Source organism: Bifidobacterium crudilactis, assembly GCF_000738005.1.
Lineage (GTDB): Bacteria > Actinomycetota > Actinomycetes > Actinomycetales > Bifidobacteriaceae > Bombiscardovia > Bombiscardovia crudilactis.
This window is the reverse complement of record NZ_JHAL01000002.1, coordinates 474,991-497,554: the sequence shown is the minus strand read 5'-3', so window position 1 is coordinate 497,554 and position 22,564 is coordinate 474,991. Positions and strand designations below refer to the sequence as shown.

Below are 22,564 nucleotides of genomic sequence, written 5' to 3'. Positions count from 1 at the left end.
TGGTGCAGTTACCGAATTAGGCGGCCCCTTCCACGCCGGAACCTGAAAAGTCCCGAAAGCATGCGATATCCCATGGCCCCAGAAGCTGAAATCAGCGGCTGGTCAGAAACAGCGGTTAGAGTGTTGGCATGGCTTTATTTCCAGTGCAACCACAGAACAGCATCCCTCAACCCAAGATGCCCTCGCCGGAGAACGGGCAGAAACACCCTCTCAGCCGAGCTGATTTGGACAGAACACGCAATCTCGTGGGCAAGGTACGGGCACGTTTTGCACGCACACTCGTAGGTCAGGACAACCTGCGGGACTCACTCATCGTGACATTGGTCGCCGCAGGGCACATCCTGATCGAGTCCGTTCCCGGACTCGCCAAGACCACCGCCGCCCAGACCCTGGCAACCTCGGTTTCCGGCAGCTTCAAACGTGTGCAGTGCACCCCCGACCTCATGCCGTCCGATCTGGTGGGCACTCAGGTCTTTGATTTCTCGGCACAGAAGTTCACCACGATTATCGGACCGATTCACGCGAACTTCGTGCTTCTCGATGAAATCAACCGGTCCAACGCTAAAACACAGTCGGCCATGCTCGAAGCCATGTCCGAAGGTAACACCACCATCGGCGGAGAACGCATCGCATTGCCGAAGCCGTTCATGGTGATAGCCACCCAGAACCCCATCGAGGAGGAAGGGACCTACAACCTTCCCGAAGCCCAGATGGACCGTTTTATGATGAAATCGCAAATGACCTACCCCACCGCCGACGAAGAGCAGCGCATGCTGCACATGCTGGCGGAACGGGGTTCGGACACCCCCGATTTCCGGCATCCGGAACATGACGACACCATCTCCATAGCCGATGTGGAGTTCCTGCGTTCAGCCTCCCGCAGAGTGCATATTTCGGACTCCATCGTCGACTACGCCGTTGACCTCGTGGCCACAAGCCGAGGCGCGGGAAAACACCCCATTCAGGGACTCTCCAGTCTTGTGCGTCTCGGCGCCAGCCCGCGTGCTTCCATAGCCCTGGTGAGAATCGCGCAGGCCAACGCCTTGATAGCCGGCAGGGATTACGTGATTCCGGAGGACGTCAAGCTCTTCGCGCATGAAGTGCTGCGCCACCGTATCCTGCTGACTTTCGAGGCACTCGCTGATGATGTCTCCAGTGACCAGGTCATCGACTCAATGCTCCAGGCGGTGCCCGTACCATGAGTTCGGCTCAAGATACGAGGGACCCGGTACGTAGGAAAATCGAGGCTCTTGGCATCAAGCTCTCCCTTCCGACCGTGCGTCGAGCACTCGGCATCTTGGAGGGCGAACATCTCTCCCACCGCTCGGGCGGCACCGGAGACACCATGGATATTCGTGCATACGAATCCGGTGACGAGGCTCGCTTCATCGACTGGAAGAGCAGCGCACGTGCCGGCCGTCCGATGATCGCACAGCGCGAGCGTCTTGCCACGAGTCGCGTGTGGATGCTTCTCGACGTCGGCCGCGAAATGAGCGGTAGCTGCGTCGGTGGAGAACGTGCCATTGATGTCGCAGCCAACGCCTTGGCCATGTTCGGCGCATTATGTCTGCGTCGTTCCGATGACATCTCCCTGGTGCTCGCAGATGCGGCAAGCATCACCCGCATGCAGTTCAGCGGCGGATTCACCGAATTCGAGCATCGACTCGACCATTCACTTGAAAACCAGCTGAGACATCCCAGACACATCGACGCCCTGTTGGATTATGCGAACACGATAACCGACCGCAACGCCCTGGTGGTACTGGCAACCGACGAAAGCGCGCTTGGAGAGCGGCAGCTTCACGCGATCAGCAGACTCGCGCAAAGCCACCCGATCGTCGTCGTCGATGTGGCGACGGTCAACCCCTTCTCAAAACCCTCGGGATTTCGGCATGTGGTGGATGCGAAAACCGCTAGAAGGATTCCCGCGTTTCTTGCTCAACCCGAGACGGCGAAGGTTATCGACACCCATCGTGGCTTCACGACCGCGGCGTTGAGACAGGAACTCGATCATGCCGGTTCCACCCTGCTGCACTGCGCCTCGAGTGAACTGATGTTCGGAGAATTCATCAGAATCATCTCGAGCAGCCTGACCCGGGCGGGACACATGCAGTTGGCCACCCCCAAGACACCGAAATTGGGAGGCACTGGTTCAGGAGGCACTGATGAATAAGGCTGTTCTGGCGGATTTAGATGTCAGCAAGCTCAACGTGCTCGGACCGCAGACGACGGCCTCGCTGTGGTTTACAGTGCTCGCCTGTCTACTCTTCGCAGTGGCTCTCGGCGCCCTGGCTTGGTATCTCGGACGCCCGCGCCCGCAGGTCACCAAGGTTGTCAGCTCGCACAGCAGCGAGGCTCGTTCCAACCCCTGGCGCATCAGAGTGCAGGAGATTCTGGAGGCATACCAGTCGGACCGCATCAGCAAGGAGGAGGCATTCCTGGCTCTGGCCCAGACGGCACGAGATTTCGCATCGAACGCCACCGGCAGAAACATGGGATCGCACACCCTACTGGATTTGAACATCGAAAGTCGCAACGTGCGCCAACGGGGCCTTGATCTGCTGCGGCAAACCATCGCCGCACTGTATCCTCCCGAGTTCGCCGATGCCATGCTCAACTCCCAGGCCCGAGACACCACCGTGGACGAAGCCTCGGACTGGGTGCTGAATCTGATAGACCGTTGGGGACGGTGAAAGAGTCAATGAATACAGTATTGATATGGCGTTGGCCGTGGGCCGCGCTCCTGGCGGCGATTATCGCCGTAGCGCTTCTGACATACATTTGGATGCGCGGAAAACGGCGTCCCCCGATAATCGACCGAGAGCAGGACGCTCTCAGCTGGAACGTTAATGCCGACCTGCACAACGAGCAGGTTGCGTCCAAATACAAGCTCTGGGTGACACTCAAACGCGTTGCCTTCTCACTGCTCGTAGTGTCGCTGATCATCGGTGCAGCACTTATCGGCAGACCGTCCACCGTGAACTCGGAAGACGAAGAGTCCAATACCAGAGACATCGTGCTGTGTCTCGACGTCTCCGGTTCCACGCTCCCCTATGACAGGGAGATCATCTCCACCTATCTCGACCTGGTGTCGAAATTCCAGGGAGAACGCATCGGATTGAGCATCTTCAATTCGACCTCCCGTACCGTCTTCCCCTTGACGGACGACTACACCCTGGTCACCAAGCAGCTGTCGAATGCGAAGGACATACTCGGCGGAGTCCAATCTCAGGACGATATCGACAAGATGAGCGACAAACAATATCAGCAGATTTCCGACTGGCTGGACGGCACACAGAACATCAAGGACCAGACTTCGCTTATCGGCGACGGCCTGGTCAGCTGCGCGGCCATGCTGCCGGGCTTCGGCTACGCCAGCTCGGGCCAGAGCGCGAGCACAACACCGTCGCGTTCGGCATCCATTGTGCTGGCCACCGACAACGTCGTTTCCGGCACCCCTCAATACACCTTGCAGCAGGCGCTCGCATTGGCCAAAAGCGCCCAGATTAATGTGGACGGCATCTTCGCGGGACCTGATGCCAGCCTGAACGACGCAGCGACCCAGGAGATGAAAAGCCATATCGAGAGCGAAGGCGGCGTATTCCTCAGCGAACGCACCGGCGCTTCGATAGACGAACTCGTCCGGGAAATCGACACCCGCCGCGGCGGCAAATCACAGCAGGCGGCGCAATCCAGCCTGCTGGATGCGCCCGCGTGGTGGGTCGTCGCGCTCAGCGCGGTGTTCCTAGGCTATCTGGTAGCAGTTTGGAGGTTGAGACGATGAACAACATCCTGAGCACCTTCACCTTCTCTCCCGGCATCGGATGGGTACCGGCCGCCATCATCAGCCTCGTGCTGCTCGCCGCCGCAGTGACGACGGTCATCATCACTCGCAGACAAGGCACGAGCTCCGACACCACGGCCTGGGCGTGCGCACGCCGCAGCGGCATAGCACTGCTGCTCGCGGTGATGGTTCTCACACCGAGCACGGTGACCAGCACCACCAGCAAAGCCGTCAACGCCACGGATGTCTTCATCGCCGTCGACGTCACCGGTTCGATGGCCGTGAACGACGCGCACTATGGCTCCGATGCCACGGTAACCCGCAAAGCGGCTGCGGTTCAGGCGATTACGGATATCACGAAACTCTACCCTGACGCCAGCTTCGCGGGGATACGCTTCGGGGCAAGCGGCACCCTCGACGTGCCGCTGACACCGGACAGCAATGCCATCGACACGTGGGCTCAGACCTTGACGACCGAATCCACCTTCGCGTCCTCAGGCTCAAATCTCGATGCCCCCTTGGACCAGCTGCTGCTCCAACTCAAGGCCGCGCGTCAGCAGCATCCGGACGACGCTCTTCTCGTCTACTACATTTCGGACGGCGAACAGACCAGCACTGCAAGCAGGCGTTCATTCTCATCTCTCCGCCAGTACATCGACGATGCGACTGCGGTCGGGGTGGGCTCCACCGATGGCGGGCAGATTCCCGTGACGGACGGAACCGGAGCCAACGCAGGAGAGCAGTGGGTGATTGATCCGACCACCAAGCAACCAGGCATCTCGAAGATGGATCCGAAGAATCTCAAAGCCATAGCAGATGAGATGAGCGGCAGATATGTGGCGCTCGATGCCAAGACCACGCTGGAGAACAGTGCTTCAGCGGAGACTTCCAAGCAGTACAGGCTGACCGTAACACCGAAGGAGAGAACAGTGACCGCGCCCCTCGTATGGCCCTTCGCCATAGCGGCAGGCGTGCTGCTGCTCTGGGAGGCGGGTGCATGGTTGGTGACCTCCAGGAGAATGATATGAGCGAAGCAGAGAAGAATCCGACGACTTCGGCTGATGGCGTTTCCACGACATTCGGCCCCATCTCGTCGGGGCAGCAGAACAGTTCGTCGGCACACAGAGCCCCGCTGCCGTTGCGCATCGGTGTCGCCGTGATCGCCGCACTGCTGCTGGTGACAGGAGTGGTTGCCGCATGCAACGCCTTAGCCATCAATACCTACAATCAGGCAACACAGAATCTGACGAGCAATATCAGCGCCGCGAAGAAATCCACCGCGGATCTCTCGAAACTCAAGGCGTCCCAGGAGCAGACCGATTCGCAATACGCTGATGCCCAAGCCTTCAGCGCAGTGCTGCTTCCATCCGCCAAAAGCTCCATCCAACAGAACGCCGCAACATCCAAAGAGCTGACGGCATTGATAGACAAAGCTCTTAAGGAGCAGCAATCGTCATCGAAATCCTCCGACGGTTCAGAAGCTGAGACGGACAAGAAGAGCAACAGCTCCGAAACCTCCGGACTCTCGCAGGAGGAGCGGGAAAAAGTGCAGGAACTGCTCAAACAGAATCAGGCCACACAGACTCCTTCGCCGAGTGCCTCATCCTCATCAAGCAACACCAGCACCAATGAAAATGTGAAACCCTGGTAGGGCTCGTTTCCCTGACGATTCACCCACCACTGCACCTTATGCACAGCCCCATGACCGCTCTCCTCACTTTCGACCACACAGGTGCAGGCATTTGAACCTGCACCATCGGATGCGCTGAAATACGGATATGAACAGCTCAATCCTTCAGGCATCATCTGCATCCGAAGCCTACACACCATTCATCTCACCGAATGTGAGAGTCTGCGAGTGCCTTCGCGTTTCACGGGAATGCCGAGTGCTCGTCGCACAGGCCATTGCAGACTGCGCATCAATCTGCGAGGACGTCAAAACCACTCTGGATGCGGCGCAGCACGTGAATTGGCAGGGCACCGCTTCCAGACGTTTCCGCGATAATCTGAGTTCCACCACCGAGTTCGTGGAAAGTCTCCTGTCTGAGGCAAAGGCTCTGAAAGCACAGACCGACGCAGGAGCATGGTGATGTGGGAGGTTGCGGCGTCCGTATATGGAGATCTCGGCCAGACATCCGTCAATCTCGACGATATCGATGCCATGGCCGGACGATTGAAGCACGCGGCCAATCGGATGGAGACGCTCGGCAACATATGGTCGTGTGCACTGATGCAGATTACCTCGATGCGTTCCAGAAGCGCCCTGTGCCCGGTACTTGCGCCAGATTCGCCAGGCATTGGCAGGACCGGGGCATCATGGAATCGGACCGCAGCTTGCAGCACCTTGTCATATACGGCGGTGCGGCACACCACATTGGACGTCGATGCGATGCTCGATGCTTGCAGCAGCCAGGCCGTCACGGCGCATGAACTCGCCCTCGACTGCAGACACCTAGCCCATGCTCTGTGGGATGCCAGGTCCCTGTACTCGAATGCCGAGCATTCGGCTCTGATGTTCATTGGACAAGCCAGCCAGGCCGTCATCAACTCGTCGCCCGCCGCTGCCCTTATCGGCGGATTGCTGGTTACTGGCGGAAGTCTGGCCTATGGCGCAGTCCACGAAGGACGGTTCAATTCGGCATATGCCATCGCCGGCAGTGCCTGGGCACATGAAGGCGTATTCGCTGCCCTCGGGCAGCGTATCGCGCGCATACCCGCGTTTCCGACCGTCGAGGGACTCGTCAGCAGCGTCGAGAACAACCACGCGGCGGCAAGGCTGTCGCCCTTGGCAGGCGCACTTTCACGGGGTTTCCAAGGCAAGCAGCTCGTCGTCAATCGCATCGAAGCAAAGGGCTTCAGCTCTCCGGCCGTCCATTCCGTGGACACCGCGCTGGAGCATCTGGACGAACTCGGCAATGGCCTGAACTCGGGGCTCCCCCACTCAACGATATGCATTCAGCGCTATCGCCTTGCTTCAGGCGAGCGCAGTTGGCTGGTAACCATCCCCGGCACACAGCAGGAGGGCAGCTCGCCCTTGGGCTGGGCACAGAACGTGCAGCTCATGAGCAGCGAGGACTCGCAACGAATGGAGGCGGCAAGCGCACGATTCGTGCTCGCCGCAATGTCCGATGCCGGAATACATTCCCGGGAACGCGTGGTGCTCGTGGGGCATTCTCAGGGAGGGCTCGTCGCAGCTGCCATCGCCTCGCAACAACACAGCCCGTATCGCATCGAGCATATCGTCACTGCGGGCTCACCTGTCGCCAACCATCCAATCCCGGAATCCACTTGGGTGACCAGTGTGGAGATGGAGGACGAGCTCGTCGCGGCGTTGGACGGCTCTGCGAATCCCGAACGCCAGGACTGGATAACGGTCAGAGGCAGCGTCCGGCGCAGCACCTCATCGGAGGCCGAGGAACCATCCCATCGCACCACGCCCGTCACCGGCAGCGCCGAGACGAGGGAATCATCCCACGGTATGAACTACCATCGTGCGGCTTGGCGGAACGCCGACGAACTCGGCGCGGTCGAAACCCACCTGCACAATCTGCACCTTGGCGAACTGCTGGATGGCACATTGGAGGAAAACCTGTACTTCCAAGGCGAACTGACTCCCTGAGGACTGCAGTGCCCATGTCTCACGTTTACGGCTCCGAGTAGTCTTTGTGGCATGAAGATCACTGATATCAGCCCAGCAATCGCACTGAGCCCTCTTGATGGGCGATACCACTCACAGACCGCTCCACTGGTCGAATATCTCAGCGAACCCGCGTTGAACAGGGAGCGGATGCGCGTTGAAGTCGAATGGATGATTCTGCTCGCCAACGGCATGGACGGCAACGATTCAGCAGACGAGACGACCGTCATTCCCCAAGGCGGGCATGCCGCTTCCCTGCTCGGCGGGGTGCAACCCTTCACACCCGAAGAAATCTCGTATCTGCGTGCCATCCCCGAGGATTTCGGCGCTGAAGGCATTGAAGAGCTCGCCCTGATAGAGGCCACCACGCATCACGACGTGAAGGCGGTCGAATATTACATTGATCGCAGACTCGACATGGCCGCCGAGGTCCTCGGTGAGCAGACGGAGCTTGCCCGGCTCAAGCCTCTGGTGCATTTCGCCTGCACCAGTGAGGACATCAACAATCTTTCCTATGCGCGATGCATCAAGAACGCCGTCGAACTGGTATGGACGCCCGGCGTGCAGAGCATCGTCGACCTGCTGACCGACAAGGCGGAGCAATACCGTGATCTGTCGATGCTGAGTCTGACCCACGGGCAGCCCGCCACACCAACCACATTGGGCAAGGAACTCGCCGTCTATGTGTATAGGCTCAACAGGCAGCTCAAACACCTGTCACAGCAGGAATACCTCGGCAAAATCAACGGCGCCACGGGGACCTTCGGCGCGCATCTAGCCGCCTGCCCAGACGTCGACTGGCTTGCCGTGTCACGCGAATTCGTCGAACATCGCATGGGGCTGAGCTGGAATCCTCTGACCACGCAGATAGAGTCACACGACTGGCAGGCGGAGTGCTATTCGACCATCTCCCATGTGAATCGCATCCTTCACAATCTGGCCGTGGATGTCTGGATGTACATCTCACGCGGAGTCTTCGCACAGGAGCCCGTCAAAGGCGCCACCGGCTCGAGCACGATGCCGCACAAGGTCAATCCGATCCGTTTCGAGAACGCCGAGGCGAATCTCGAGATTTCCTGCTCGATGCTCGATACGCTCGCAGCAACACTTGTGGAATCACGCTGGCAGAGGGACCTCACCGATTCCACCACGCAACGCAATGTCGGTTCCGCATTGGGATATGGTGTGCTCGCACTGAACAACCTTCTCGGAGGCCTGCAGGCCATCCATCCGAACACCGCAGTCATCGAGAAGGAACTGAACGGCAACTGGGAAGTGCTCGGCGAGCCCATCCAGACCGCCATGAGGGCCGAGGCGCTCCTTGGCAAAGACGGGATGGACAATCCCTATGAACAGGTCAAGGAACTCATGCGTGGCCATCACATCAGCCAACAGGATGTGCAGTCCTTCATCGACTCGCTGAATTACGATCCCGACACCGCGCAACGTCTGAGGAATCTCACGCCAGCCGGATACACGGGAATTGCGGGCGGCCTGGTGGACTACGCCAGACGCTGAGTGCTCCGAACGAAACAGAGACACGCATGAACACACATACCAAGGTTGGGGACGCATCTGCCGATGAGAGGACTTCCGGCGATGCTGACAAGGAGCGGGAAGCACTGCCCACGAGCGACTTGGCTTCGAAGGAGCCAACAGATGCGCCTGACCGCATGCGGAACACAGAAGCGGCCGGTTCACCAGACGGGCCTGTGGATGCTTCATCGCAATCCCTTATCGATGACACGCCGCCGCAACGAGTCCGGGACCTGGGCGATCTGGTAAGGACCGTCGGTACGCTGATTGCGGGAATCCTCATCGTGCTGATTGCCGTCTATCTCCGAGGCGTCACACAAGGCATCGAGTATGACGTTCATACCGCCAGTCAGGCACTGGATTGGCTGTATGACCTGCCGACCTCCCTGTTGCAGCAATTCACCACCATCGTCGTCGTGCTGATAGTGCTTTTCCACCTGTTGTTCACCCGTGAATTCCTTCAGGCCATCACCTCTTCGGTGGCCTTGTTCTGCGGATATGGCGCGGTGTGGGCGATTTCGACGATTATCGTCCACACGGAGAACCAGACGATCATCAGTGCGCTCAGCCCCTCGGTGGTACTCACCGGAGCTTCCCTGCTGCCGGATATCTACGCCGGTATCGGAGCCTTCCTGAGCGCAGCAGGTCCACGCCGGCTGAGGGCGAGCGTGAAATGGGGCTGGAACATCCTCTATGCCACGGCGATTATCGTGGTGGCCCTATCCGCGAATGCCATCAGCGGAGTGCTGTTGTCCTTCTGCATCGGCCGGATAATCGGTCTTGGCATACGCTATCTCGCCGGAACGCAAAGCAAGGGCGCATGGGGACCGTCCATCGTTCAATCACTGAAATCCATCGGCATCACGGTTCATTCATTGCGTGCCGTGGATATACCCAGCTCCCCCAATCCTTTCGGAAACGAGGCTTCGCTAAGCGATGACCTTGTTGACGGTTCACGCTTATACGAGGTCGAGGACGTTGCAGGGACCCGATACACGGTTTCAGTGCTCGACGCCCAGAAATACACTGCGGGATATCTGATTCAACTCTGGCAATGGCTCAAATTCTCAGGTGTATCCATGCGTCGTGACCGTTCGGTCAGAGACACCACGCAACACCATTTCGCCATGCTTCTGGGCCTGCGCAATCTGGGGCTGACCACCGTCAGACCTTATGGAGTAGCCGAAAGCGGGGAATCCTCTCTATTCGTTCTGGAATCCGATTCAGGACTACATTCGACCGACGTGGCATCGCTGAGCGATGACGACCTGCGTGAATTGTGCCGCTATCTCGACAAGGCCATCGGGCATGGCTTCACCAATCGCGGCATCACACCGGACTCCATCGCCAAGGACGCTGAAGGTCACTGCTTCATAGCGGGATGGCAGAACGGTGATTTCGCGAGTTCCAGCGCCAACTCCTCAATCGACAGAGTCCAGCTGCTGACCATGCTGGCATGTACTGTCGGCAAAGAGCGTGCGGTCGAGGTGACCAGAGATGTCTGGGGTGACGACCTGCTAATAGGCCTGATCCCCTTCCTCCAGAAGGTCGCCGTTCCCGCCGCCACAAAGGCCCTTCCCGGGTGGGACAAGCGGCTGCTCGGAGAGTTGCGCAACGACCTCAGAGCATTGACCTCCGAGGAGGCGGGCGAAGCGCTGGAACCCGTAACCCTGTCGCGGTTCAATCTTCGTTCCTTCCTGGCTTTGGTGCTGCTCGTCGTCGCGGTCGCGGTGGTGCTCACCCAGCTCAATCTGCAACAGGTCATCTACGCCATCGGCCACGCCGAGCCCTGGATGGCCGTGCTCTGCTTCGTGTTCGGCGTGTTCGCTTGGATTGGCAGCGGTATCAGCCTGGGTGCGTTCATGGATGCCGACAGACGCAATTACTTGGGAATCTTCATGTCTCAGGTTGCGGCAAGCTTCACCGCGGTATCCATGCCGGCGGGTGTGGGACCGGCATTCGTGAATCTTCAATTCCTACGCAAAAGCGGATACCGCAGCACCGTCGCGACCGCCGTCATGAGTGCAGTAATCGCCGTCCAATTCCTGACCACCTTCCTGCTGCTGATCCTTATCGGGGTGTTCACTGGGCGCAATTCCTTCTCCGGCATGATTCCCACGAACACCTTGGTGATCGTGCTGGGCGTGGTGGCGATTCTCGCCTCCCTGTCCATGGCTATCACTCCTGTGAGGAAACTGCTGATCGACAAGCTGCTGCCAATCGTCACCAGCTATGCGCGTCAGCTTCTCGATGTGCTCACCCAACCCAAACAACTCCTGTTCAGCGCTTTGGGCGCACTTGTGCAGAGTCTGGCCTTCGGTCTGAGTTTCTGGGCGGCATTGAAGGCCTTCGGGTATCCGACGAACGTTCTGGAAACGACCTTCATCTTCATGCTGGCGAATACCTTGGGCTCGGCCGTCCCCACCCCGGGTGGACTTGGTGCGGTGGAAGCGGCGCTGACCTTCGGCTTCTCCGGACTGGGCGTTCCTACTGCGGTGGCGTTGTCGGCGACCTTGCTATTCAGAGTCGCCACCTACTGGCTCAGAATCCCGTTGGGAGCGTTGGCCATGAAGTGGCTGAACGCGCATAATCTCGTGTGACAGTGCTCAGGTGCGATTCCCCTTAGTTAAACGGCTCCACCCCCGAAACTGTGCAAGGCGGCATGTAAAGACGGCCAAAATGATCGGACTTCACATGCTTTCGCGCACACATTGCAGTGTTTTAGGCTCACATCAACCAATGTCTAGTATCTCGACTCTCTTCAGGGATGAGTGCACATATATTTTCCTCGGACCTTAGTATTGTAGTACAATATTAACTATGGCCATCGTATTCTTGGAGAGCGCCGGTAAGCACGGGTTTACCGAGGATGACGTGATTCACGCCATGACCTACAAGCGTCTGGTGAAGAAGCAGTTCGACAGTTCTCGAACCGTCATGAAGGCGGACCCCACGTTATGGATAGGCCCTGCTTGTGACGGACGCCTTATCGAGGTGATGACGTATATCGACCCACCGCGTGACGTGGTGGTGTTCCATTGCATGCAGTTACGGGGCAAGTTCAGTTGGATTATGGAAGGGGAAGAACGATGAGCAAGCTCACGAAGCAGGATTTGAAGGAGCTGACCGAATGGGCGAAGTCCGACGGGCCGGTCGATTCCGGTGTCGCACTCACCACAGACGCGGCTGACCAGGCGGCGGAGCAGACGTTGCGGATGGCGGGCCGCCCCTCACTCGGACACCGTCAGGCGACCGGGGATGGCAGCAGCCCAAGACGTCAGGTACGCCTGCCGCGCGCGTTGAACTACGAGCTTGACGAGTATGCCCGAGATGAGCGGACCACGGCGAGCGAGGTCATCCGGCTCGCGGTCAGCGAATACCTCCACCGCCACCATACCGGTATTGCAGAGGCATAAGTACCGGCATGACAAGTGCTCCGCGCTATGCCAGATAATCGTTGCAGAACACAGGCTCCTTGACAGGCAACTACCAATGATCGAGCGTCTTGGCACTCGGGCAGTAGAATCCAGATGAGTGTCGTCTCGCGCCGGACGCGTTCGCGAAGAATATCCGGACGGACAATGAACACGAGAAGCTGAGCGCCTATGCCCAGCAGCACGAGGGCAACAATGCCCGTTACCGGATTGAGGGGAACAGTGACGAGGCATGCCGAGGTGGCGCTCACACACGTAGTGAAAAGAGACATTTCACAATTTCTCACCGCAACGAGCACAGAACAACCCGGATATCAAAAAACCCGTGAAAACCCTGATGAATACAGCGCTTTCAGCCAATCTGCGCTAGTATCGGATTGACCGTTGGGTTTCCGGCAAGGAAGGGGACCCCCGACAGAAGGATGCTTTATGGCATACAACAAGTCTGATCTCGTTTCAAAGATCGCACAGAAGTCAAACCTGACCAAGGCTCAGGCAGAAGCTGCAGTCAACGCTTTCCAGGACGTCTTCGTTGAGTCCCTGACTTCAGGCGAAGGTCTGAAGCTGACTGGTCTGTTCTCCGCGGAGCGCGTGAAGCGTGCCGCACGTACGGGCCGCAATCCGCGTACCGGCGAGACCATCAAGATTCCGGCAAGCTACGGCGTACGTATCACCGCTGGCTCGCTGCTGAAGAAGGCTGTCGTCAAGTAGTGCACTTCGCTCCTCATCGAGCAAACGCGGACCCCGATTACACAGGCGTGAATCGGGGTTCTTTGTTATGCGTTGTAGGAAAGCCCCACCCCTGGCCTGTCCAACGCCTTCATCACCGCGAGATACTCGGCAGTGGGACGTGCATCGAAGGGGTCGATCAACTCCGCCTCGACTCTGTTGGACGAGGACAGCGAAATGTGGGTCCAGTCGCATGCCCATAGGGAGTCACTGCGCAAGGCCTTGTCAACGAAGGCGCCTCGCAACGCGGCACGAGTATCGGCAGGTGGCGTATCTACCGCCTTTCTGACGGCATCCTCGTCGAGCAATGTCCTCATGGCCCCATGATGCAGCAATGACGGATAGGTGACGCCGTTGACGATGTCATGATATTCGAAATCAATCTGCTGCGAGCGGCGTCGTGCATAATCCTCATCAGCCGAGTATCTGCTCTCGATACGCCGGAACAAAGCCAGTTTGGCCGCCCAATCCACCCAGGACGCCAGATCCCGCCAACGGTGGGAATCGATTGCGTCCAGGGCGTTCTCCCAGAGTTCCAGGACCTGCGCGGCGTCCGGAAGGATGTCGTCGATGGTGTCTGCATGGCGCGACACAAAGGATTGCGCCACTTGCAGATAGCAACGTTGAACGTCCAGCGCACATGTCGTGCCGCCGCCCCGAGTCGTCTCTTCGGATAACCGTATGGTCGCCTTGCCACTGATGTCCTTGCTGACCTGGCTGATAGCGAGACCCGGGTCCTGCAGGACGCATGATTCGAAAGGTGACGCCTCATCCTGCGCCACGCTCTCCTCGATGGCGGAAAGCACCAGATGCGTTGTCGCCAGCTTCATCCACGTGGCTGTCTGCGACCGGTTGGAGTCCCCCACGATCACATGAAGTCTGCGGTACTGGTCCGGATTCGCATGAGGCTCGTCGCGTGTGTTGACCATAGGCCGTGCGCGTGTGGTGGCGCTGGAGACGGCATCGTCGAGGAATCGCGCCCGCTGCGACATCTCGAAACCCTCCGGCCCCAGCATTCCTGCCCCGCTGAACAGTTGCCTGGTCACCAGGAATGGAATCAGTTCGCGTTCTATCGTTCTCAGGGAAACAAAGCGTCGTAACAGATAGTTTTCATGACAGCCGAAGGAATGACCCGACGAATCGGTGTTGTTCTTGAAAACGTGAATCTTCGCGGCCTCGCCGTAGTGCTCCCGCAGCTGCCGTTGCGCGTCCAGCGCGAGACGGCGCATGATATGTTCACCCGCAAGATCCTGCGCGAGCGCCGCCAGCGGTGTGAGCGTTTCCGCAGTGGCGTATTCCGGATGGGAGCCGACATCCAGATACAATCTCGCACCATTGCCGAGATAGGTATTCGTCGAGCGCGATCGAGTGACCACCGGTTGGAACATCATCATCGCCACCTGACCGGTCTCGACCGGTCGGGTGTTTTCCGTAACGCTTACTCCGTATTCGGTTTCGATACCGAAGATTCTTGAGAATTCAGGGCCGCGAATGCCGCCGACGAATTCGTCGGACCGCGATTGATGATCGGATCCGCGCAATTGCGGCATCACTGCCCACCCTTCTGCACGAAGCTGTTGACATACTCCTCGGCGTTGCCCTCCAGGGTGGACTCGATGTCGTCAAGCACGGCATCGAGGTCCTGTACCTGCGACTGGTCTCGGGTCGTCAGAACCGTCTCATCGTTCTGCTCCGGCTGCTGCTGTGCGTTGCGCTGCACCTGTTCCTGTGGCATGTTGCCTCATCCCCGTACTTCTACAGCAAGTACTGTCGTAGATCCTCGATAATCAATCCATTGGAAGCGACCACATCGTTGTTGCGGTCCCAATGCAATCTGTCCCCGTTCCACTGCTCGATCTGCCCCTGGGCCTCGCAGACGACAACCATGGCCGCCGAAACGGCCGGAATGTCCCAGGAGTGCAGGGTCGGCTCGAAATAGGCGTCATACGTGCCGTCAGCGACCTTGCAAAGGTCCAAGGACGTCGGACCGATACGTTTGATGTCAGCGGGTTTGCCCGCGAGGGAACCGGCGGTACGCAGTGCCCGCTTGGACTCCTTAGGGAAATACGACATGCCGAAACTCACGACCGAGCCGTTCAGGGAGGTCGTGGTGGAAGGCATGACCTTTTCGCGTTTCTCACCGTTGGGAGTTCGCCGTATGCGTATGGCCCCCTGGCCCTTCGCCGCCAGATAGGTCGCCCCCAGAGCCGGGGCATGCACGATGCCGAGAACCGGTTCGGCCTCGCCATCCTCGCCGATTTCAAAGAGCGAGATGGTAATCGACCATTCGGCCATATTTCTCACGTAGTTGATGACTCCATCGATATGCCCTACGCACCAATATCGTTTGCCGATCTCCCGATCGCTGCCCTCGTCCTCCCAGAACCCGTCGAAAGGCTCTATCTGGGCTATTCTCTCACGGCAGTACCGCAGCAGACGGTCATCCACCTCAGAGGTGTACTGCCGCTCCTGTTGGGGGTGCAAGGCCCTGAGATCATGCGGATTCACCTGGTCCTGCAAGGCATGTGAACCCGCCTGAATCGCTACTTGCGCGACTCTGGTGGTCAGTTCACGTAATTCCATGTTCACTCCCCCTCGTATCCATTATCCTCTGAAATACTACACACTACGTATGATGTGCCGCTGTCCGCCCGCGTGGACACGGGCTTCGCACAGCTCAAGGGCGTCCTTCGCATGTTGCACACCGTCAAGCGCGTCTGCGATCTGCTTCCGGTTGAAGCTCATGGCATCGGGCATGTCCAGACTCCACAAGGCGTTATGCCGCTGCCGGGCGTCACGCTGCAGACCGGCGCTCGAATCCTGAAGAACAGCGATATCCGGCACACCTCCACCGGTATCCGAAGCGTGTTGCGCCATGTCACGAACCGTGATGCTGCTCCATGACATGGCCACGATCTCCTGGGGAAAGCGCTCAAGCAGCTCTGCACGCAACCATGCGCGGGTATCGTTCGGCGGGGTGCGGCACGCGTCATGTATCGTCGCATCCCCGATAGGTGCGTCGACACGGGTCCTGATTCTATCGAAAATCGAACGCCCATCCAGACGGGCCCAGGACAGGTCCACGGCACGAAGGCGCGGATCGGCCCAGGACGCGGCATCCGACATACCGCTTTCTGGATGATATCGTCTGCGAAGACCCTCCACGATCTGCCATTTGAACAGCCACTCGAAGCGCGAGGACTGGTCGCTCATCTCCAGACGTGTTTCGTCGTCGGATTCGGCCAGCTTGCGCAAATCCTCGATGGCGCGTTCCCACATGGCCATGATTCGTGTTGTGGCTTCGTCAGGCCATATGACCTGCCCCTGCTCGTCGCAGCCGTGCACTGTGGAACCCGCCTCGGCCACTGCCCTGAACAGCCGTGTCTGTATCTGCAGAGCGGTGAGTTCCTCTCCGGATTCCATGCTCAGCCGAACCCCGAGTGTGAGGTCGTGAGAGACCTGGTGCAGGGCCTTGACCGGATCGGCCAAGGTCAGTTCCTCGAGCAGCCCATCAAGATGTACACCGGATTCCCGGGCATGTTCGGTCAGCCAGAGCAGCATGCTCGTAGTTCCCAGCTTCAGTAACTGAGGTACCTGCATACGGTTGGCATCTCCTACGATCACATGCAGGCGCCTATACGCTTCGGTGTCATGCGACTCGTCGCGCGTGTTCACGATGGGCCTGTCGAAGGTCGTCTGCAGTCCTATCCGGGTGTGTATGTAGTCGGCCCGTTGACTGAGCTGATAGCCTGCAGACTCCCCTCGCTCGCCGATGCCGACTCTGCCGGAACCCGTATACAGCTGTCTGGTGACGAAATGCGCAGTCATCATCTGGCTGATGACGGCGAAGGGAACGGCTCTGAGACTTCGGTAGCTTTCATGCGTGCCCCAGCTCGCTCCTTTGCCGTCGACGTTATTGCGGTGCAGCAGGATGTGTTTGCCGATGAGTCGCGATGACCTTTCGGCTGCATCATGCATCAGCAGATCCCCGGCGGCGTCGTATTTCACTGCTTCGAAGGGGTCGGTGGACTCCGGCGCCGAGTATTCGGGATGAGCGTGGTCCACATATATCCGTCCGCCGTTGGGGGCGATGACATTGGTGATATGCCAGGAGGGCGTGTCCGTCAGCATGTCCGGGCGTGCCGACGCACGCTCCAAACGAGTGCCCCTCGCATCGTTGATCGGGTCCTCCTGTCTGTAATCCCAACGGATATGGCTGCTGATGTCGGTGCTGGCACCCTGGACCACGTCGAAGGAGAGCTGAACGGGATTGTCGATGGGCGAGTCTTCTCGGGAGACGGCGTATTCGGTCTCCGTTCCCATCACCCGTCTGACGCTCATATCGTCTCTTCCCTCGATTCCTGAGATAGCGGCACAGCAGCCTCTCCCATCTGGCCTTCGACGGCTTCACGGTCCGTTATCCGGTTCACTGGGGCCCGACGCGAGTTGCCCGCCACGGGAACAATCCGCAGCACACGGCCTTCCCCGAGTCCGGTGACACGCGACCACTGTGAAGGGTCCGCGTCGCACACCGAATCCGCCGTTTCCAGGAATTCGTCGTCGATGGCCTGGGCGAACATGCTCTCATCGAGCGCGATGTCGGCACCACATTCGATGGAGGCCTTCACCGCCTTGGTTTTGGCCCTGTCCACGATATTCTTCAGCATGGCGCCGGAAACCAGGTCGCCGAAATACATCGACGTCCATTGCCCCTGATCGTCGCATACATCGCAGATATGGCGCATTTCCTGCCTGGTATAGATGCTTTCGACCACCTTGGTTACGAGGGTGTCGGCCTGCTCGCCGCCGCCTATCGGAAGATCGTCGGTAAGATAGTGCCTCAGAATCCCCTCGGCCTGCTCGCCGTTCGGCCTGTCCACGCGTATCTTCACATCGAGCCTGCCCGGACGCAGTACGGCGGGGTCAATCATATCGACGCGGTTCGAAGCGCCGATAACCATCACATTGTCCAAGGATTCGACGCCATCCAGCTCGGCGAGGAACTGCGGCACGATGGTGGTCTCCACATCCGACGACACCCCGGTGCCGCGTGTACGAAGCAGGGAATCCATTTCGTCGATGAATACGATAACCGGCACACCGATTGAGGCTCGCTCACGAGCGCGTTTGAATATGCCTCTGATAAGACGCTCAGACTCCCCGACGAACTTGTTCAGCAGTTCGGGGCCCTTTACCGAAAGGAACACACCGCTCCCCACCCCGCTGCCCTCGGCCAGGCTATTGGCCACGGCCTTCGCAATCATCGTCTTGCCGTTTCCCGGAGGGCCGTACAGAAGAATGCCTTTTGGCGGTCTCAGACTGTAGCGTTCGAACAGGGCGCGATGCTGGAAGGGCAATTGCACGGCGTCCCGAATCCGTTCGATCTGTTCGTCAAGCCCGCCAATATCCGCGAAGGTCACATCGGGCGTCTCTTCGAGGACCAGATCGTCATCGTCCTCGGCAGGCAGCAGCCCCAATGCTATGTGCAAGGAATCATCAAGTATCACCCGGTCCGAAACCTTCAGGGAATCGGTCAGCACGCCGTCGGCACAGGTCACCACGGTAGAGGCTCCCGAAGAGTCGGAGACCATGAGCCGCCGCTCGTCGATTCGTTCCTGCACGTTCCGGACCACGCCGGCAATGGGCGCGTCCCTAATCTGCACCAGAACGAGACTCTCGTTGAGCAGTACCACCTGGCCACTATGCAAGCGAGCGGCGTCGACCATGGACGACACCGGCACAATCATCCTGCGCGAACCTGAGATGACCTCCGCATTGGCATGGTTCACACCCTGGTCGTCGGTGCGCACGCCGTCGATGCCCAGCAGCACCGCAAAGCTCATCGGCGGCTGGGTCTGCTGCATCAGTTGGGATTTGGCCTTGCCCAACTCGTGTCCGGCTCTGGTCAGCGCCTTGGCCAGGGCATGATTCTTCTCACGGCTGCTGTCCAGCAACTCCTGCAACTCATGCAGCTCCTGCGCCTGCCGCTGCGAATCACGCAGGTCGAGGTCATCCCGACTTTCAGTCGCCGCCTTGCCGTGCTCCACCTGAACCGCCTCCAAGCTCATGCCGATTGTCCGGCCCATCGATATCCGGACGTGACCCGTCCTGATGGGCATCCTCCGTGCGCGACGCCTCGTCCCGCACCTTCGTGAATGCTTCGCCAGTATCGCGCGATGCTCCCTGATGCCGTCTCTCCTGAACAAGATTACGCAACCAGCGCGCAATCAGCAGAAGTATTCCAAGGGCGATAACGACGATGACCACGTTCTCGAAAATGCTCAGCACGCTCAGAATTGAACACCACTGCCCGCCAAGCGCATATCCCAAGCCGATCAGCAGGCTGTTCCACAGTGCGGAACCGAGAAAGGTCCAGCCCGTGAACCGCAGGAAATTCATCTTGTTCAGACCTGCCGGAATGGATATCAGGGACCTGACAATCGGAATGATACGTCCGAACAGCACCGACCATGTGCCGTATCTGACGAACCAGCGGTCGGCCTTCTCCACATCCTTGCGGCTTGTACCGGGTATCCTGTCGGCTATTCTGTTGATTCTCTCGAGTCCGATGAGACGGGACACGCCGTACAGTATCCAAGCTCCCACAACGGAGCCGATGGTCGCCCATATGATGGCTTCGGCAATCGACAGCCTGCCCCTGGCTGCCGTGAAACCTGCCAGAGGCAGGATAATCTCACTCGGTATCGGAGGAAATACGGATTCGAGGGCAATGGCGATGCCCACTCCGATACCGCCCGCGTGTTCCATGAGTTCGACCAACCAATTGGTCATTGCACCGATGATGCCGGATTCGCCCGTTGTGCAGACAGGCGCGGCCAGGACTAGTGCGTCTGGATTCATGGTGGCCATTGTCCCAGCAATTTCAGACAATCAGAAGCATGACCGATGAAAATTTGCAAGCTTCGCACGAGTCCAAACGTCTTCTGGTGATGGATGTCGATTCCACGCTCATAGATGAGGAGGTCATCGATCTGCTGGGAGAGGCCGCCGGTTCAGGTGCCTGCATAGCCGACATCACCCGCCGTGCCATGCTCGGCGACATCGATTTCAAAGCCGCCCTGTCGGAACGCGTGGCCTTGCTCAAGGGCATGCCAGTTGGCACGCTTGAAAGCGTTTTCGACAGGCTGCATTTCACCAAGGGAGCTCTGGAGATGATCGACACCGCGCACGAACGCGGATGGACGGTCGGTGTGGTCTCCGGAGGATTCAGCGAACTGGTCGAAGGTCTGGTCAGGCGCGCGCACATCGATCACAGTCTGGCCAACCACCTGGGCATTGCGAATGGTGTGCTGACCGGGCTGACCGTCGGCCCCGTGGTGACGAAAGACACCAAACTCGAGGCATTGCGCCGCTGGGCGGCCGAAGATGGCGTGCCGATGGCGCAGACGGTGGCCATCGGAGACGGGGCCAACGATATTCCCATGATTCGCGCAGCCGGAGTCGGCATAGCCTTCTGCGCCAAACCCGTGGTACAGCAGGCGGCTCATTACGCCATACAGCAGCGTGACCTGATGCAGGTCATCGATATCATCGACGGTCACGCCCAGAGCTAGGCCTCGGTATCAGAGGCAGCGGGCACCCGTCTCAAGATGGGCGCCACGCATCCAGTCCGAGGCAGCCATGCCGCGTTTCCCCTGAGGCTTCACCGAAAGCAATTCATAGGGCTCGGTGAGAGTCCCCACCCAAACATGTTTTTTGGAGTGCGCGAGCCGACCTGGAAGCAACCCGTGAGGCAGTTGAGGGTCGGCGGGGTCGGCGATCCGCCCCTGCAGGACGTGAAGCATCGTCTGCGCATCACTCCTCTCCTCACCCGTCAATGACAAGGTGCACCATGCTCCCGGTTCGGGGGTGCAGGCACGTATCTGACGGTCCACCGCGAAAGCGGGCGCGTCGAAAATAATATGGGCATCCGACGAGGTAATCTTCTCGGCCTTCTCGTAAGCCCCCTGAGGTTGCTCGACAGCTATGGCCGTCCCATTCTGCACGGTCTGCAAGGCCATGGCGAGCAGCTTGGCACCGTCAACGGCGAGTCGGTCGAGCAGCTCGCCGGAGGTTTCATGGGGACCTATCTCCGTGGTGGACTGAGCGATGATGGGACCCGTGTCCATTCCTGCGGTGATGCGAAACACCGTCGCCCCGCTGAGGGTCTCCCCCGACCATATCGCTCGCTGCACCGGTGCCGCTCCCCGCCATTGAGGCAGCAGGGAGAAGTGCAGGTTGTACCAGCCGTGCGGCAATGCGTCGAGAACATTCTGCCGGAGTATGTTGCCGTAGGCCACCACGGCAGCAGCCTCGGCTCCAGTCGCCTTGAGCCTTTCGACAAAGCCGTCCTCCCGAGGGTTTGCTTCAATGACCGGAATGCCGAGCTCCAAGGCGGCGCTCTTTACCGGGCTCGGGGACAGATGGCGACCACGGCCGCGTGGAGCGTCGGGCCGAGTCAGTACGGCCACGACCTCGAAACGTTCCTTGTCCTCCGACAATGCGCGCAGTGAGGGCACTGCGACATCCGGCGTTCCTGCGAATAATACTTTCATTCTTCTGCGTTCAACCCCCTGAACATTCGCGGCGATGCAATCGTCGTTCCCGTACCTCGTTGCCGAAGCGTGAGCCCCGACTCTCCTGCATTAGCGTACAGCTGGAATATCTATGCCTGATTCGATGAGCAATGCGCGCAGCTTGTAGGGGTCCGTGAAGCGTATGCCCCGGATGCCCGCAGCGTTGGCTCCTACGATGTTCATGGCCTTGTCGTCGATGAACACCGCTTTGCGCGCCTCGATGCCGAAGCGTTGCAGCAGATACTCGTAGATTTCGACCGAAGGCTTGCGGATGTCAATCTCGCCCGATACCACTTTGCCTTCCAGGGAATGCAGAATCTCGTAACGTTCCCAAGCGATGGGGAACAATTCGGCGGACCAGTTGGACAGACCCCACACATGGATGCCCACTGCCTTGAGGTCCTCGATGAGCTTCCGCGCCCCCGGCACCACGCCGGTCAGGGAATCCACGAAGTTCTCGCAGTAATAGGCGAACATATCCGCCCACTCGTCACCCTTGGTCTGACGAAGCCATGCGATGGTATCCGCGCAACTCGCACCCGCATCCATGCGGTCGTTGGCATCGTAGAATCCGGAAATCTCATTGTCGAGCAGACTGTCGATGCTTCGCTCAGAATATCGTCCCATCATCGCGGCGGCCGGGTCCCAAAAGACCAGCACATTACCGAAGTCGAATATCACATCGCTGACGGGATTGCCCAGCGCCTCGGCTGCGCGGTCCTCAGCGATGATGACATCATTGTCCATATCGGGTTCATTCGGCCAACCCTTCATATCGTTCCTCCTATCGTGGCGACCATTGACGTGTCATCGTCAACTCTTCGTTGCCGAGACCCCGTTTCCGGCACATCATTGCCAACACATGGTC

General features: G+C 59.0%; 21 protein-coding genes and 1 pseudogene. 14 read left to right on the top strand and 8 right to left on the bottom strand.

What is annotated here, in order from left to right; translation table 11 throughout:
- The first annotated feature begins 128 nt into the window (after window positions 1–128).
- From DB51_RS04360 to DB51_RS04300, 13 genes are all read left to right on the top strand, one after another.
- On the top strand, window positions 129–1,202 hold the full coding sequence (locus tag DB51_RS04360; RefSeq protein ID WP_034252142.1) for an AAA family ATPase: 1,074 nt from the start codon (window positions 129–131) through the stop codon (window positions 1,200–1,202).
- Window positions 1,199–2,173: a DUF58 domain-containing protein gene (locus DB51_RS04355; RefSeq protein WP_034252140.1), complete on the top strand. Its 975-nt coding sequence runs from the start codon at window positions 1,199–1,201 to the stop codon at window positions 2,171–2,173. Before DB51_RS04360 ends, DB51_RS04355 begins: the two co-directional genes overlap by 4 nt.
- A complete protein-coding gene (locus DB51_RS04350) occupies window positions 2,166–2,693 on the top strand; it encodes a hypothetical protein (RefSeq protein ID WP_034252138.1) in 528 nt (175 codons plus the stop codon). The genes DB51_RS04355 and DB51_RS04350 overlap by 8 nt, the downstream gene beginning before the upstream one ends.
- An 8-nt stretch (window positions 2,694–2,701) precedes the next feature.
- The gene (locus DB51_RS04345) at window positions 2,702–3,784 is read left to right on the top strand and encodes a vWA domain-containing protein (protein ID WP_034252135.1); all 1,083 of its coding nucleotides are present in this window, start codon (window positions 2,702–2,704) and stop codon (window positions 3,782–3,784) included.
- 8 nt (window positions 3,785–3,792) lie between these two features.
- The gene (locus tag DB51_RS04340; RefSeq protein ID WP_084674700.1) at window positions 3,793–4,812 is read left to right on the top strand and encodes a vWA domain-containing protein; all 1,020 of its coding nucleotides are present in this window, start codon (window positions 3,793–3,795) and stop codon (window positions 4,810–4,812) included.
- Window positions 4,809–5,435 (top strand): DUF6466 family protein, encoded by a 627-nt coding sequence (locus tag DB51_RS04335; protein ID WP_051867270.1) that lies wholly within the window; start codon window positions 4,809–4,811, stop codon window positions 5,433–5,435. The genes DB51_RS04340 and DB51_RS04335 overlap by 4 nt, the downstream gene beginning before the upstream one ends.
- 127 nt (window positions 5,436–5,562) lie before the next feature.
- The gene (locus DB51_RS04330; RefSeq protein WP_034252130.1) at window positions 5,563–5,874 is read left to right on the top strand and encodes a hypothetical protein; all 312 of its coding nucleotides are present in this window, start codon (window positions 5,563–5,565) and stop codon (window positions 5,872–5,874) included.
- A complete protein-coding gene (locus DB51_RS04325; RefSeq protein ID WP_084674551.1) occupies window positions 5,868–7,403 on the top strand; it encodes a PGAP1-like alpha/beta domain-containing protein in 1,536 nt (511 codons plus the stop codon). The genes DB51_RS04330 and DB51_RS04325 overlap by 7 nt, the downstream gene beginning before the upstream one ends.
- Window positions 7,404–7,454: 51 nt before the next feature.
- Complete coding sequence (purB, locus tag DB51_RS04320) at window positions 7,455–8,939, top strand: adenylosuccinate lyase (RefSeq protein ID WP_034252128.1); 1,485 nt, start codon at window positions 7,455–7,457, stop codon at window positions 8,937–8,939.
- Between the two features lie 26 nt (window positions 8,940–8,965).
- Window positions 8,966–11,557, top strand: a complete 2,592-nt coding sequence (locus DB51_RS04315) for a lysylphosphatidylglycerol synthase transmembrane domain-containing protein (RefSeq protein WP_238548303.1) — start codon at window positions 8,966–8,968, stop codon at window positions 11,555–11,557.
- Between the two features lie 220 nt (window positions 11,558–11,777).
- Window positions 11,778–12,050 (top strand): hypothetical protein, encoded by a 273-nt coding sequence (locus DB51_RS04310; RefSeq protein ID WP_034252125.1) that lies wholly within the window; start codon window positions 11,778–11,780, stop codon window positions 12,048–12,050.
- A complete protein-coding gene (locus DB51_RS04305) occupies window positions 12,047–12,373 on the top strand; it encodes a ribbon-helix-helix protein, CopG family (RefSeq protein WP_034252122.1) in 327 nt (108 codons plus the stop codon). The genes DB51_RS04310 and DB51_RS04305 overlap by 4 nt, the downstream gene beginning before the upstream one ends.
- A 447-nt stretch (window positions 12,374–12,820) precedes the next feature.
- Complete coding sequence (locus DB51_RS04300) at window positions 12,821–13,102, top strand: HU family DNA-binding protein (protein WP_034252119.1); 282 nt, start codon at window positions 12,821–12,823, stop codon at window positions 13,100–13,102.
- 65 nt (window positions 13,103–13,167) lie between these two features.
- On the opposite strand, the gene DB51_RS04295 is transcribed toward DB51_RS04300, so the two are convergent.
- From DB51_RS04295 to DB51_RS04270, 6 genes and pseudogenes are all read right to left on the bottom strand, one after another.
- Window positions 13,168–14,670, bottom strand: a complete 1,503-nt coding sequence (locus DB51_RS04295; RefSeq protein ID WP_034252116.1) for a proteasome accessory factor PafA2 family protein — start codon at window positions 14,668–14,670, stop codon at window positions 13,168–13,170.
- On the bottom strand, window positions 14,670–14,855 hold the full coding sequence (locus tag DB51_RS04290) for a ubiquitin-like protein Pup (protein WP_034252113.1): 186 nt from the start codon (window positions 14,853–14,855) through the stop codon (window positions 14,670–14,672). The genes DB51_RS04295 and DB51_RS04290 overlap by 1 nt, the downstream gene beginning before the upstream one ends.
- Window positions 14,856–14,875: 20 nt before the next feature.
- Entirely contained in the window at window positions 14,876–15,703 is an 828-nt protein-coding gene (locus tag DB51_RS04285; RefSeq protein WP_034252109.1) for an inositol monophosphatase family protein, read from the bottom strand.
- A 36-nt stretch (window positions 15,704–15,739) separates the two neighbouring features.
- Window positions 15,740–17,461, bottom strand: coding sequence for a depupylase/deamidase Dop (gene dop / locus DB51_RS04280; protein WP_034252106.1), 1,722 nt, complete (start codon window positions 17,459–17,461; stop codon window positions 15,740–15,742).
- On the bottom strand, window positions 17,458–19,188 hold the full coding sequence (gene arc, locus DB51_RS04275; RefSeq protein WP_084674550.1) for a proteasome ATPase: 1,731 nt from the start codon (window positions 19,186–19,188) through the stop codon (window positions 17,458–17,460). Before arc ends, dop begins: the two co-directional genes overlap by 4 nt.
- A 186-nt stretch (window positions 19,189–19,374) precedes the next feature.
- A pseudogene (locus DB51_RS04270) lies at window positions 19,375–19,981 on the bottom strand (DedA family protein); the annotation flags it as partial.
- A gap of 38 nt (window positions 19,982–20,019) precedes the next feature.
- Here DB51_RS04270 and serB point away from each other — a divergent pair.
- Window positions 20,020–20,694 carry a phosphoserine phosphatase SerB gene (gene serB, locus DB51_RS04265; protein ID WP_051867268.1) on the top strand — a complete coding sequence of 225 codons (675 nt, stop codon included), beginning with the start codon at window positions 20,020–20,022 and terminating at the stop codon, window positions 20,692–20,694.
- 9 nt (window positions 20,695–20,703) lie between these two features.
- On the opposite strand, the gene fmt is transcribed toward serB, so the two are convergent.
- Both fmt and DB51_RS04255 read right to left on the bottom strand, forming a co-directional pair.
- Complete coding sequence (gene fmt / locus DB51_RS04260; protein ID WP_034252104.1) at window positions 20,704–21,675, bottom strand: methionyl-tRNA formyltransferase; 972 nt, start codon at window positions 21,673–21,675, stop codon at window positions 20,704–20,706.
- 90 nt (window positions 21,676–21,765) lie between these two features.
- Window positions 21,766–22,470, bottom strand: coding sequence for an HAD family hydrolase (locus DB51_RS04255; protein ID WP_034252102.1), 705 nt, complete (start codon window positions 22,468–22,470; stop codon window positions 21,766–21,768).
- Window positions 22,471–22,564: the final 94 nt, after the last annotated feature.

What these genes read in the sequence shown, in the direction of transcription:
- DB51_RS04285 (WP_034252109.1), bottom strand. Translation starts at nt 15,703, where the DNA reads ATGGAATTACGTGAACTGACCACCAGAGTCGCGCAAGTAGCGATTCAG.
- serB (WP_051867268.1), top strand. Translation starts at nt 20,020, where the DNA reads ATGACCGATGAAAATTTGCAAGCTTCGCACGAGTCCAAACGTCTTCTG.
- arc (WP_084674550.1), bottom strand. Translation starts at nt 19,188, where the DNA reads ATGAGCTTGGAGGCGGTTCAGGTGGAGCACGGCAAGGCGGCGACTGAA.
- fmt (WP_034252104.1), bottom strand. Translation starts at nt 21,675, where the DNA reads ATGAAAGTATTATTCGCAGGAACGCCGGATGTCGCAGTGCCCTCACTG.
- dop (WP_034252106.1), bottom strand. Translation starts at nt 17,461, where the DNA reads ATGAGCGTCAGACGGGTGATGGGAACGGAGACCGAATACGCCGTCTCC.
- DB51_RS04255 (WP_034252102.1), bottom strand. Translation starts at nt 22,470, where the DNA reads ATGAAGGGTTGGCCGAATGAACCCGATATGGACAATGATGTCATCATC.
- purB (WP_034252128.1), top strand. Translation starts at nt 7,455, where the DNA reads ATGAAGATCACTGATATCAGCCCAGCAATCGCACTGAGCCCTCTTGAT.
- DB51_RS04305 (WP_034252122.1), top strand. Translation starts at nt 12,047, where the DNA reads ATGAGCAAGCTCACGAAGCAGGATTTGAAGGAGCTGACCGAATGGGCG.
- DB51_RS04345 (WP_034252135.1), top strand. Translation starts at nt 2,702, where the DNA reads ATGAATACAGTATTGATATGGCGTTGGCCGTGGGCCGCGCTCCTGGCG.
- DB51_RS04290 (WP_034252113.1), bottom strand. Translation starts at nt 14,855, where the DNA reads ATGCCACAGGAACAGGTGCAGCGCAACGCACAGCAGCAGCCGGAGCAG.
- DB51_RS04330 (WP_034252130.1), top strand. Translation starts at nt 5,563, where the DNA reads ATGAACAGCTCAATCCTTCAGGCATCATCTGCATCCGAAGCCTACACA.
- DB51_RS04325 (WP_084674551.1), top strand. Translation starts at nt 5,868, where the DNA reads ATGGTGATGTGGGAGGTTGCGGCGTCCGTATATGGAGATCTCGGCCAG.
- DB51_RS04350 (WP_034252138.1), top strand. Translation starts at nt 2,166, where the DNA reads ATGAATAAGGCTGTTCTGGCGGATTTAGATGTCAGCAAGCTCAACGTG.
- DB51_RS04360 (WP_034252142.1), top strand. Translation starts at nt 129, where the DNA reads ATGGCTTTATTTCCAGTGCAACCACAGAACAGCATCCCTCAACCCAAG.
- DB51_RS04300 (WP_034252119.1), top strand. Translation starts at nt 12,821, where the DNA reads ATGGCATACAACAAGTCTGATCTCGTTTCAAAGATCGCACAGAAGTCA.
- DB51_RS04315 (WP_238548303.1), top strand. Translation starts at nt 8,966, where the DNA reads ATGAACACACATACCAAGGTTGGGGACGCATCTGCCGATGAGAGGACT.
- DB51_RS04355 (WP_034252140.1), top strand. Translation starts at nt 1,199, where the DNA reads ATGAGTTCGGCTCAAGATACGAGGGACCCGGTACGTAGGAAAATCGAG.
- DB51_RS04295 (WP_034252116.1), bottom strand. Translation starts at nt 14,670, where the DNA reads ATGCCGCAATTGCGCGGATCCGATCATCAATCGCGGTCCGACGAATTC.
- DB51_RS04335 (WP_051867270.1), top strand. Translation starts at nt 4,809, where the DNA reads ATGAGCGAAGCAGAGAAGAATCCGACGACTTCGGCTGATGGCGTTTCC.
- DB51_RS04310 (WP_034252125.1), top strand. Translation starts at nt 11,778, where the DNA reads ATGGCCATCGTATTCTTGGAGAGCGCCGGTAAGCACGGGTTTACCGAG.